The 11945-nt window shown below is 61.5% G+C and carries 13 protein-coding genes; all 13 read right to left on the reverse strand.

Annotation, left to right across the window (positions count from 1 at the left end; translation table 11 throughout):
- Positions 1-3: 3 nt before the first annotated feature.
- Positions 4-795 carry an amidohydrolase gene (locus FW789_RS10030; RefSeq protein WP_103436122.1) on the reverse strand — a complete coding sequence of 264 codons (792 nt, stop codon included), beginning with the start codon at positions 793-795 and terminating at the stop codon, positions 4-6.
- Complete coding sequence (locus FW789_RS10035; RefSeq protein ID WP_446431393.1) at positions 783-1931, reverse strand: pyridoxal phosphate-dependent aminotransferase; 1149 nt, start codon at positions 1929-1931, stop codon at positions 783-785. Before FW789_RS10035 ends, FW789_RS10030 begins: the two co-directional genes overlap by 13 nt.
- Before the next feature lie 137 nt (positions 1932-2068).
- Entirely contained in the window at positions 2069-3532 is a 1464-nt protein-coding gene (gene der / locus FW789_RS10040) for a ribosome biogenesis GTPase Der (protein WP_103436120.1), read from the reverse strand.
- Between the two features lie 115 nt (positions 3533-3647).
- Positions 3648-4790, reverse strand: a complete 1143-nt coding sequence (gene bamB / locus FW789_RS10045; protein WP_207072425.1) for an outer membrane protein assembly factor BamB — start codon at positions 4788-4790, stop codon at positions 3648-3650.
- A gap of 1 nt (position 4791) precedes the next feature.
- Complete coding sequence (locus FW789_RS10050; RefSeq protein ID WP_186697432.1) at positions 4792-5433, reverse strand: tetratricopeptide repeat protein; 642 nt, start codon at positions 5431-5433, stop codon at positions 4792-4794.
- A gap of 39 nt (positions 5434-5472) precedes the next feature.
- A complete protein-coding gene (gene hisS, locus FW789_RS10055; protein ID WP_446431394.1) occupies positions 5473-6762 on the reverse strand; it encodes a histidine--tRNA ligase in 1290 nt (429 codons plus the stop codon).
- A 24-nt stretch (positions 6763-6786) separates the two neighbouring features.
- Positions 6787-7896 carry a flavodoxin-dependent (E)-4-hydroxy-3-methylbut-2-enyl-diphosphate synthase gene (gene ispG / locus FW789_RS10060; RefSeq protein WP_446431395.1) on the reverse strand — a complete coding sequence of 370 codons (1110 nt, stop codon included), beginning with the start codon at positions 7894-7896 and terminating at the stop codon, positions 6787-6789.
- A 3-nt stretch (positions 7897-7899) separates the two neighbouring features.
- A complete protein-coding gene (locus tag FW789_RS10065; protein ID WP_446431396.1) occupies positions 7900-8925 on the reverse strand; it encodes a RodZ domain-containing protein in 1026 nt (341 codons plus the stop codon).
- Positions 8925-9683: a type IV pilus biogenesis/stability protein PilW gene (gene pilW / locus FW789_RS10070; protein ID WP_103436115.1), complete on the reverse strand. Its 759-nt coding sequence runs from the start codon at positions 9681-9683 to the stop codon at positions 8925-8927. Before pilW ends, FW789_RS10065 begins: the two co-directional genes overlap by 1 nt.
- Before the next feature lie 14 nt (positions 9684-9697).
- Positions 9698-10843 (reverse strand): 23S rRNA (adenine(2503)-C(2))-methyltransferase RlmN, encoded by a 1146-nt coding sequence (rlmN, locus tag FW789_RS10075; RefSeq protein ID WP_446431397.1) that lies wholly within the window; start codon positions 10841-10843, stop codon positions 9698-9700.
- A gap of 28 nt (positions 10844-10871) precedes the next feature.
- Positions 10872-11297 carry a nucleoside-diphosphate kinase gene (ndk, locus tag FW789_RS10080; RefSeq protein WP_101316696.1) on the reverse strand — a complete coding sequence of 142 codons (426 nt, stop codon included), beginning with the start codon at positions 11295-11297 and terminating at the stop codon, positions 10872-10874.
- A gap of 88 nt (positions 11298-11385) precedes the next feature.
- Positions 11386-11586, reverse strand: a complete 201-nt coding sequence (gene iscX, locus FW789_RS10085; protein ID WP_101316694.1) for a Fe-S cluster assembly protein IscX — start codon at positions 11584-11586, stop codon at positions 11386-11388.
- Between the two features lie 15 nt (positions 11587-11601).
- A complete protein-coding gene (gene fdx, locus FW789_RS10090; RefSeq protein ID WP_101316692.1) occupies positions 11602-11943 on the reverse strand; it encodes an ISC system 2Fe-2S type ferredoxin in 342 nt (113 codons plus the stop codon).
- Positions 11944-11945: the final 2 nt, after the last annotated feature.

Genomic DNA, 11945 nt, shown 5'->3' on the forward strand with positions numbered 1-11945 from the left:
CGCTCAATGCAGGTCGAAGGTATCGGCATCCAGGTTGGCCGGGAAACGGCTGCGGTACGCCGCCAGTTCCGCCGCGCGCAGCTCGACGGTGAATACGCCATCCGCTTCGCCGGCACTGAGCAGGCTCTCGCCCTGGAAATCCAGCACCTGGCTGTCGCCTGAGTAGGCAAAGCCTTTGCCGTCGGTGCCGACCCGGTTGACCGCCGCCACGAAGCACAGGTTCTCGATCGCCCGCGCCGGCAACAGCCGGTTCCAGTGCAGCCGCCGCGCTGCCGGCCAGTTGGCGGTGTACAGCAGCAGATCAGTGTCATGGGCATCGCGGCTCCAGACCGGGAAGCGCAGGTCGTAGCAGATCAATGGGCGGATCCGCCACCCCTTCAGCTCGAACTGCACCTGGCGCTCGCCCGGGGTGTAGTGCTTGTGCTCGCCGGCCATACGGAACAAGTGGCGCTTGTCGTAGTGCAGGATTTCACCGTCCGGGCGCGCCCACAGCAGCCGGTTACGGTGGCTGCCGTCAGCGGCCTGGATGATCACGCTGCCGGTGATCACTGCGTTGAGCTTCTTTGCCTGGGCCTTGAGCCACTTGGCGGTCGGGCCGTTCTCGGGCTCGGCGAGGCGCTCGGACTCCATCGAAAAACCGGTGGTGAACATCTCTGGCAAAATCACCAGGTCAGGGCTGCCGACTTGCTTGAGCAACTCTTCGAAATGGGCGTAGTTGGCCTCGCGGTCATGCCAGGCCAGCGTGGTCTGCACCATGGCAATTTTCAGGTTGGGCAGTGCGGTCAGATCGCGCATAGTTTCTCCGCTGCCTGCAGCAGCGTCTCCTCTCGTTTGGCAAAGCACAGGCGGATCAAGCGTTGCTGCGGGACTGGCGTCTGGTAGAACACCGACACCGGAATACTCGCCACGCCATGCTCGCGGGTCAGCCACAGGGCCATGTCGAGATCGTTCAGATCAGGGCGGATGGCGCTGTAGTCGACCAACTGGAAGTAGGTGCCTGGGGTACGCTTGAAGCTGAAGCGTGAGCCTTGCAACAGATCACAGAACAGATCGCGCTTGGCCTGATAGAAGCCCGGCAATTGCTCGATGTGCTCAGGCTGTTCGGCCATGAAGTCTGCCAGCGCGCACTGCAACGGCGTGACTGCGCAGAAGTTGACGTACTGGTGTACCTTGCGCAGCTCGGCGCTCAATTGCGGCGGCGCGATCACGTAGCCGGTCTTCCAACCAGTGACGTGGTAGGTCTTACCGAACGAGCTGATGACGAAGGCGCGCTGATAGAGCTGTTCATGAGCCAGCACGCTGGCATGCGCCACGCCGTCGTAGATCAGGTGTTCGTACACTTCATCGCTGACCAGGTAGATATCGCGGTCGGCAATCAATGCCGCCAGCTGGTCGAGATCGGCACGGCTGATCAATGCTCCGCTGGGGTTGTGCGGCGAATTGAGCACGACCATGCGCGTGCGCGGCGTGAGGGCATCGCTGAAGCGTTGCCAGTCGATGGCAAAATCGTCGTTGCTCAGCGGCACATGCACGCAGCGCCCGCCGGCCAACTCTACCGAAGGCTCGTAGCTGTCGTAGCACGGGTCGAAAACGATTACCTCGTCGCCCGGATTGATCACTGCCTGGATCGCGCAGAAGATCGCCTCGGTGGCGCCTGGGGTGATGGTGATTTCCTGCTCGACATCCACGCTAACGCCATACAGCCGAGCCACCTTCGCAGCCACTTGCTGGCGCAGGGCCGGCAGACCGGTCATGGGCGCGTATTGATTGTGCCCGGCGGCCACGTGCCGGCCTACGGCATCCAGCAGCGCCTGCGGGCCGTTGAAGTCAGGGAAGCCTTGGGACAGGTTGAGCGCGCCGGTTTGCACGGCCAGCTGCGACATGGTGGTAAAGATGGTCGTGCCGACGTTCGGCAGTTTGCTGCGGATCATGAAGCCCTCTTTCCTGGGGGTATCCGGCACGGACTGGAGTCCGAGCATAGCGGATTGAGCAATCAGGAAAAAGGTTGAAACAATGCACTGATGCAACAGGGGCCGCGCAGCAGCCCCGGTGCAGGGTCAGGCCAGAATCAGCGCTTGTCTTTGCGCTTCTTCTCGGCCTTCTTGTGGTGAGACATCAAGCGTCGCTTCTTGTTGACCTGGCGGTCGGTGAGGGTGTTCTTGTTACCCTCGTACGGGTTCTCGCCGCCTTTGTACTCGATGCGGATCGGCGTACCGACCAGCTTGAGCACGCGACGGTAAGTGTTCTCCAGGTAGCGCGAGTACGAGCGTGGAATCTTCTCGGTCTGGTTACCGTGGATCACGATGATTGGCGGGTTGGCGCCACCCAGGTGAGCGTAACGCAGCTTGATCCGGCGGCCATTGACCAGCGGCGGCTGGTGGTCGCCGATAGCGTCTTCCAGAATCTGCGTCAGGCGGCTGGTCGGCCAGCGGGTGACCGCCGACTTGAACGCGGCCTGCACCGACTTGTACAGGTTGCCCACGCCGGTGCCGTGCAGCGCCGAGATGAAGTGAATGTCGGCGAAGTCGACAAAGAACAACCGGCGCTCGAGCTCGGTCTTGACGTAGTCGCGCTCGCCCGGCTGCATGCCATCCCACTTGTTCAGGGCGATGACGATGGCGCGGCCGGCTTCAAGGGCAAAGCCGAGCAGGTTGAGGTCGTGGTCGACCACACCTTCGCGGGCGTCCATGACAAAGATCACCACGTTGGCGTCTTTGATCGCCTGCAGGGTTTTCACCACCGAGAACTTTTCGACTTCCTCGTGGATCTTGCCGCGCTTGCGCACCCCGGCGGTGTCGATGAAGGTGTACTTGTCACCATCACGCTCGAACGGGATGTAGATACTGTCGCGAGTGGTGCCTGGCTCGTCATAGACCACCACGCGCTCTTCACCGAGCATGCGGTTGACCAGGGTCGACTTGCCCACGTTGGGGCGGCCGATGATGGCGATTTTGATGCCGTCTTTTTCGCTCGGGCCTGGAATCCGAACGGCCTCTTCGCCTTCGGCAACTTCCTGGTCGAGCGCGTCTTCTTCCTGATCGCGCGGGATGTGCCCGAGCAGCTCTTCCATCAGGGCGTTGATACCGCGGCCCTGGGAGCCGGCGACCGGAATCGCGTTGCCCATGCCCAGCGGCGAGAACTCCGCACGTGCCAGGTCAGGATCGATGTGGTCGATCTTGTTGGCGACCAGCACCGCAGACTTGTTCCGCTTGCGCAGGTGGTCAGCGATCATCTGGTCAGCAGCGGTCATGCCGGCACGGGCATCCACCAGGAACAGCACGTAGTCGGCCTCTTCGATGGCCATCAGCGACTGCTCGGCCATCTTCTCGTCCATGCCCACTTCGTCACCGGTGATACCGCCGGTGTCGATCAGGATGTACGAACGGCCCTGCCACATGGCATCGCCGTACTGGCGGTCACGGGTCAGGCCCGAGAGGTCGCCGACAATGGCGTCGCGGGTTTTGGTCAAGCGGTTGAACATGGTGGACTTGCCGACGTTCGGCCGCCCCACCAGGGCGATTACGGGAACCATACGGCTCTCCACTCTTGAATTCTTGAAAATGCAAAGGCCGCTGCAGAGCAGCGGCCGGAGTTCGCGCGGCGCATCATGCGCCACTGCTCGAAGCCTCACGGCTTCAAGCTTAGCCTCAGCGGATGGTCAATGCCTCGAGCTTGCCGCTGTTGCCGAAGACATAAATGGTGTCGCCGACCACCAAGGGGCGGGCGCGCAGGCCATCACTGTCAATACGCTCACGGCCAACGAAGCGACCATCGACCTGGCTCAGCAGGTGCAGGTAGCCTTCGAAGTCACCGACTGCGACGTAGCTGGAGAACACTTCAGGGGCGCTCAGCTGACGGCGCGCCATGGAATCGTTGCTCCACAGTGCGCTCGACGAACGCTCATCGACGCCTTCAACGGTGCCGGAAGCTTCGCTGACGTAGACGTTGCCAAAGCCCTGGGCGACACCGACGTAGCTGGACGCATCACGCTGCCACAGCACGCGGCCGCTTTCCAGGTCCAGACCGGCAACCCGGCCCTGATAGGTACCGACGTACAGGGTACCACCAGACAGCAGCAAACCGCCGTCGATATCGACGACGCGTTCGAGTTCGGAGCGACCTTGCGGGATCGCGACGCGGCTTTCCCAGACCGGCACGCCGTTCTGGATGTCGACAGCAACAACCTTGCCGGTCGACAGGCCGGCAACGGCCATGCGGTTGGTCACGATCGGTGCGCCAGTGCCACGCAGAGTCAGTACCGCTGGAGTGCTTTCGTAGATCCAGCGACGGTCGCCGGTCGCGGCGTCCAGACCAATCAGACGATCGTCCTGAGTCTGCACCACCACCACGTCACCGTTGTTGGCCGGCGGCGCCAGCACCTCGCTGGTCACGCGGGAGCGCCAGCGCTCCTCACCGGTGCTGCTGTCCAGGGCGATCACTTCACCCTTTAGGGTGCCGAGCATGACCAGGCCATAGCCGACGCCGACTGCGCCGGAGACCGGCAGGTCGAGGTCCTGTTTCCAGACGATGTCGCCGGTGTTGCGATCGAGCGCGAAGACTTCGCCGTTGACGTCGGAAGCGTAGATGCGGTCGTTTTCGATGGCCGGCACCAGGGTATTGTAGGTCTCACCCTGACCGTCACCGATCGAACGGCTCCACTGCTTTTTCAGCACGACTTCTTCGGTGAACTTGGTCAGCTCGGCCGGAGGCAGTTCCTTCTTGCTGTTGCTGCTGCAACCCACGACCAGTACGGCCAGGCTCAGCACTGCTGCTTGTTTCCAACCGATCACGTCAAGCGTCCCCTTTGGCCAGGTCATCCAGCTTCAGTTGCAGGCCACCGACCGCTGCTTCATCAGACAACGCGGCCTTGGCTTTTTCGTATGCGCTATGGGCATCGCCAGCGCGGCCCAACTGTACCAGCAGATCGCCTTTGAGCTCTTCGCGGCTGGCCTGGAACGCCTTGTCAGCGTCGCCATTGAGCAGCTTCAGTGCTTCGTCAGCCTTATCCTGAGCAGCCAACACACGGGCCAGACGCTGGCGTGCGATCTCGCCCAGGGTGGCATCGGCAGGTTTTGCCAGCACGCTGTTGAGTTCGCTGGCTGCGTCGTCCAGCTTGCCGCTGTCAACCGCGACCTTGGCCACGAACAGGCTGCCGTACTGGGCGTAGGCGGTGCCGCCAAACTCGCTCTTGAGCTTGCCAGCCAACTCGGCAACCTTGCTTGCATCAGGCTCGCCGGTCGGCGTCAGGGCCGTTTCCAGCAGGTTCTGGTACAGCACCGAAGCGCCTTGTGACTGATTGCTCTGGTACTTGTGCCAGGTCTGCCAGCCAGCTACCAAAGCAGCAGCCAACAGGGCGCCGGTCAGCAGCGGCTTGCCGTTGCGATCCCACCAGTCCTTGGCCGCGCTCAGGCCATCATCATCGGTACTCGACACCCCAATACTCCTATTCAGCAAATTCGGCTGTTGACTGCTTCACGCGTTCGCGAGGGCAGCTTGCAGGTGCTCGGCCAGAGCATCCCAGGCTATGTTCTGTTGTTCGCCCTGGCCACGCAGGGGTTTGAAACCTACCACTTGTTGCGCCAGTTCGTCGTCCCCCATGATCAGGGCAAACAACGCCCCGCTCTTGTCGGCCTTCTTGAACTGGCTCTTGAAACTGCCGCCACCGGCGTTGACCGCCAGGCGCAGGCCCGGTACCTGGTCACGCAACCGCTCGGACAGGCCCAGACCGGCCAGCTCGGCCTGCTCGCCAAAGGCGCACAGGTAAACGTCGATCTGGCGACTGATCGACTCCGGGACCTTGCCCAGGGTGTCCAGCAGCAATATCAACCGCTCGATGCCCATGGCAAAGCCAACGCCAGTAGTCGGCTTGCCGCCCATCTGCTCGACCAGACCGTCGTAACGACCACCAGCACATACGGTGCCTTGGGCGCCGAGCTTGTCGGTGACCCACTCGAACACGGTCTTGCTGTAGTAGTCGAGGCCACGCACCAACTTGGTGTTGATCACGAAGGGGATGCCGGCAGCGTTCAGGCGAGCCTTGAGGCCCTCGAAGTGCACACGGGATTCTTCGTCCAGATAATCTTCCAGCTTCGGCGCGCCGACCAGCACGGCCTGGGTGCCCTGATCCTTGCTGTCGAGAATGCGCAGCGGGTTGCTCTTGAGCCGACGCTGGCTGTCTTCATCAAGCTGCTCAAGGCGCGCCGAGAGAAACTCGACCAGCGCGTCGCGATAGCGTGCACGGGCTTCGCTGGTGCCAAGGCTATTCAGCTCGAGCTTGACCGCGTCCTGAATGCCCAACTGGCCCCACAGGCGCCAGGTCAGCATGATCAGCTCGGCATCAATGTCCGGGCCATCCAGGTTGAACACCTCGACGCCGATCTGGTGGAACTGGCGATAGCGGCCTTTTTGTGGGCGCTCGTGGCGGAACATCTGCCCGATGTACCAGAGTTTCTGCACTTGGCCGTTGCCGGTGATGCCATGCTCGAGCACGGCGCGCACGCAGGCAGCGGTACCCTCGGGACGCAGCGTCAGCGAATCGCCGTTACGGTCCTCGAAGGTGTACATCTCTTTTTCGACGATGTCGGTGACTTCACCGATCGAGCGTTTGAACAGCTCGGTGAATTCGACGATCGGCGTGCGGATCTGGCTGTAACCGTAGCCGTCCAGCAAACTGGCGACCGTGCCTTCGAAGTAACGCCACACTGGCGACTGGTCAGGCAGGATGTCGTTCATGCCACGAATGGCTTGCAGCGATTTGCTCACGAAAAGTCCTTTCGAATCTGTGTATCAGCCGCGGGCGATCAGCGCCGCGTCGGCTTCGACCTTTTCGGCCGCTTTCTGGCGAATGAGCTTTTCCAGCTCCTCGACCAGGTTGTCGTTGTTCAGTTTCTGCGCAGGCTTGCCGTCGATGTAGATCAGGTTCGGCGTGCCGCCCGTCAAGCCAACATGGGCTTCCTTGGCTTCACCCGGGCCGTTGACCACACAACCGATCACGGCGACGTCCAGCGGGACCAGCAGGTCTTCGAGGCGCCCTTCGAGTTCGTTCATGGTCTTGACCACATCGAAGTTCTGCCGCGAACAGCTCGGGCAGGCGATGAAGTTGATCCCACGCGAGCGCAGGCGCAGCGACTTGAGGATGTCGTAGCCGACTTTGACTTCTTCGACCGGGTCGGCGGCGAGAGAGATCCGGATCGTGTCGCCGATGCCTTCGGCCAGCAGCATACCGAGGCCGACCGCAGATTTCACCGTCCCCGAACGCAAACCACCGGCTTCGGTGATGCCCAGGTGCAGCGGCTGGATGATCTGCTTGGAAAGCAGACGGTAGGCTTCAACGGCCATGAACACGTCGGACGCCTTGACGCTGACCTTGAAGTCCTGGAAATCCAGGCGATCGAGGTGCTCGACATGGCGCAGGGCCGACTCGACCAGCGCTGCTGGGGTCGGTTCGCCGTACTTCTTCTGCAGGTCTTTTTCCAGCGAGCCGGCATTGACCCCGATGCGGATCGGAATATTACGATCGCGCGCAGCATCGACCACCGCGCGCACGCGGTCTTCACGGCCGATGTTGCCTGGGTTGATGCGCAGGCAATCAACGCCCAGCTCAGCCACGCGCAGGGCGATCTTGTAGTCGAAATGGATGTCGGCCACCAGCGGCACGCTGACTTGCTGCTTGATCCGGCCGAAAGCCTCGGCGGCGTCCATATCCGGGACCGATACACGGACAATGTCGACACCGGCATCGACCAGGCGCTGGATCTGCCCGACCGTGGCTGCGACATCATTGGTGTCGGTATTGGTCATGCTCTGCACCGCGATAGGCGCATCACCGCCCACCGGCACATTGCCAACCCAGATCTTGCGGGTTTCGCGACGCTTGATTGGAGATTCGCCGTGCATGAGTTACTGCCCCAACTTCAGGCGAGCGGTTTCGCCACTGGTGAACGGTGCAACATCAACGGCCTGGCCGTTGTAGCTGATCTGAGCGGCACGGGCGAAGCCCAGGCGTACCGCGAACGGTGGTGTGCCGGTGACTTCAAGGCTGTCGCCCTTGCGCTTGGTGGCGTTGACCAGCAGCTTGCCGTTGGCATCGGTGACCTGAGTCCAGCAGTCTGCCGAGAACTGGATCGCGACACGGCCACTGCCGGCGGGGACTGGCGCTGCTGCGACAGGTGCGCTGGGGGCTGTGGCGGCAACGGCTGGTGCGCTGACCGGCGCAGCTGGCGCAGGTGCAGTCGGTGCGGTGGCGGCATTATTGGTCGCGGCCGGGGTCACCGGGGCGGCGGCAGTGCTCTCGGCGACCGCCGGGCTTGCCGGAATGGCTTCTTCGTTGGCCGAGCCACTGCTCTCGCCAGTGGCAGCCTGTTCCAATGGCAGCGGCGCACTCTGGCCTTGCTGGGCTTCGCTGACAGCCTGGTCTTCTGGCTCATCCAGCGGGTGAATCTGGGTGGTGCCGTCGGCGCTCTCGACTTCGACGTGCTCCAGGGCGATTTTGCCAAGGTCGCTGTTGCGCAGGCTGCTTTGGTCCTTCCAGAGGAAGAAGCCGCCACCTACTACTGTTACCAGCAGAACAAGGCTGACAACGCGCATGACGTTGTGCGACAGGCGCACCGGTTCTTCGATTCGTCCCAGCGAGTGCACCTGGCTGCCTTGCGCGTGGGTGCCGGTGACCTGGTCAAAGGCGGCGACCAGAGGCGCCTGGTCCATGTCCATCAGCTTGGCATAGGCACGGATGTAACCACGGGCAAAGGTGTGCCCTGGCAGCTTGTCGAAGGCGCCGGATTCGAGATTGTTCAGCGAGCTCAGGGTCAGGTTGAGCTTGCGGGCTACCTCGGCCTGCGTCCAGTCGCGGTTTTCGCGGGCCTGGCGCAAGGTCTCACCGGGGTGCTGGTGAGTCGCTGCTGCTACTTCGGGATGCGCGGCTTTCATCATTGCTCCGACAGGTATTGCTGATATTCCGGCGTACCGGGATAAAGTCGTTGTAGTTGCTGGCCCAGCTCGGCCACCGTTGCCGGTTGCTCGAACACCCGCGCCAGGCGGCTGCCCATCAGCAGGCTGCGAGCATCCGGGGCGCTCAATTGGCTGAAACGATCGTAGTAATCCCGGGCTGGCACATAATGCCTGTTTTCGTAGGACAACTCAGCCATTTCGAACAACGCTCGCGGTTGTCGTGGGTTCAGCTGCAAAGCCTTGTGTAGATGCGCCTGGGCATCATCGCGGCGACCTTGCCTGAGAACCGTCAGGCCAAGGTTTTCAAAGACGCGCGAGCGCTCAGGATACAGGGTATCGGCAGCAGCCAGGCGAAACACTGACTCGGCTTCGGCAAAACGTTCCTGAGCATATAGGAAACTGCCATAGTTGTTGCGAATCCGGGTGTCATCCGGACTTTGCGCCAGCGCCTTGTGGAAATGCTCGGTGGCCAGCGTCGGCTCGCCCTCGGCCTGGAACACCAGCGCGAGCGCGGCATGCGCATCGGCATCACGGCTGTTCAGGGCAAGTGCCTTGACCAGCGGCGCCTTGGCCTGCTCGGTCAGACCTTGCTGCAAATAGCCCAGTCCCAACTGCACATACGCCCTGCCCGCCTCGGCCCGCCCCTGTTGGGTGGCCAAAGGGTCATTGCTGCCGCCCGAAACGCAGCCGGCCAGCAGCAACAGGGTCAGCAGCGACAGCGCTGCGCGCAGGATCATCGCTGCCGGCCCGCTCAGTGACGCGCAGCGTTGTCGGCGATCTGCACGTCGTCATTGAGCTGACGCACAGCGATGTAACGCTCGCTGCGGCGGGTACGGTCCATGACCTGACCAACCAGCTGCCCACAAGCGGCGTCGATATCCTCACCACGGGTGGTACGGGTGGTGACATTGTAACCACCGTGGTGGAGCAGGTCCTGGAAGCGGCGGATTGCATTGTTGCTCGGCCGCTCGTAACCGGAGTGCGGGAACGGATTGAACGGGATCAGGTTGATCTTGCACGGGATATCGCGCAGCAGCTCGATCATCTGCTTGGCATGCTCGGGCTGATCGTTGACGTCCTTGAGCAGGGTGTATTCGACGGTCAGTACACGCTTGCCACCGAGGGTGGCCATGTAGCCCATGCACGACTCGAGCAGCACCTTGAGCGGGTACTTCTTGTTGATTGGCACCAGCTTGTTACGCAGCTCGTCGTTCGGCGCGTGCAGCGACAGTGCCAGGGAAACGTCGATGTGCTTGGCCAGCTCGTCGATCATCGGCACTACGCCTGAGGTCGACAGGGTGACGCGACGCTTGGAAATGCCATAGCCCAGATCGTCCATCATGATCTTCATGGCGGCAATGACATTATCGAAATTGAGCAACGGCTCGCCCATGCCCATCATCACCACGTTGGTAATCGCGCGGTCGACTTTGGCCGGGATGGTGCCGAAGGATTTGTTCGCAAGCCACACCTGACCGATGACTTCGGCGGCGGTGAGGTTGCTGTTGAAGCCTTGCTTGCCTGTGGAGCAGAAACTGCAGTCCAGGGCGCAGCCCGCCTGCGACGATACACACAAGGTGCCACGGTCGTCGGTCGGGATGTAGACGGTTTCGACGCAGCTGCCGGAGGCAACGCGGATCACCCATTTGCGGGTGCCGTCGGCGGAAATGTCTTCACTGACCACTTCCGGTGGCCGAATCTCGGCAACAGCCTCGAGCTTTTCGCGCAAGACCTTGCCGACATTGGTCATGGCGGCGAAATCATCGACACCAAAATGGTGAATCCATTTCATTACTTGACCGGCACGGAAGCGCTTCTCGCCAATGGAGTCGAAGAATTGTTCCATTTCCGGCTGGGTCAGACCCAACAGGTTGATTTTGCCAGTAGATGTCGTCATGGATTCACCCTCACCCGTAAGCTTTCGCTTAGCGAGCGGTTACCTCGGTAGCTGCGAAGAAGTAAGCGATTTCGCGAGCGGCAGCAGCTTCGGAGTCCGAACCGTGAACGGCGTTGGCGTCGATCGATTCAGCGAAGTCAGCACGGATGGTGCCGGCAGCAGCTTCTTTAGGGTTGGTAGCGCCCATCAGCTCACGGTTCAGAGCGATGGCGTTTTCGCCTTCCAGAACCTGAACAACAACTGGGCCGGAGATCATGAAGGCAACCAGATCACCGAAGAAACCGCGCTCGCTGTGCTCAGCGTAGAAGCCTTCGGCTTCGGCTTTGGACAGTTGCTTGAGTTTCGAAGCGACGATTTTCAGACCAGCTTCTTCGAAGCGCGAAGTGATCTTGCCGATGACGTTTTTGGCAACTGCGTCAGGCTTGATGATCGAGAAAGTACGTTGAACAGCCATGGTAACTCCAGAAAATTGAGTATTACGAAAAATTAAACCCGCGAATTATACGCGGGTTCCAGGGGAATGCCTAACCTGCAGGTGACGCTCAGTCGGCTTCTTCGATCCAGGCCCCCTGGATCGCCTCAAGCACCTTCTCTCCGCCGCGTGTCGGATCGTCGCTGAACTCTGGCAGAGCCACTACCCAGCGGTGCAGATCGAGGAAATTCACATAACGAGGATCAACCTCCGGCTTGCTTTCTGCAAGCTGGATGGCGATCTCAAGTACATCAACCCATTTCAGACTCATGCCAGCCTCCAGGCTTCAGTGCGGCGCTTCGGCGGCGTGGTTGAGCGAATACTTGGGGATTTCGATGGTCAGGTCGGTATCACCGACGACCACCTGGCAACCCAACCGGGACTGCGCTTCCAGGCCCCAGGCCTTGTCCAGCATGTCTTCTTCGAGCTCGTCGGCTTCGTCGAGCGAGTCAAAGCCCTTGCGCACGATGCAGTGGCAGGTGGTGCAGGCCTTGACCCCGCCGCAGGCGCTTTCCATCTCGATGTGATGGTCGTGGGCCAGCTCCAGGATGTTGGTCCCGGTTGCGACTTCCACGGTCAGCCCTTCGGGGCAAAACTTCTCATGCGGCAGGAATGTCACCAGCGGCATCG

Source organism: Pseudomonas sp. 1121_17 (assembly GCF_052850745.1).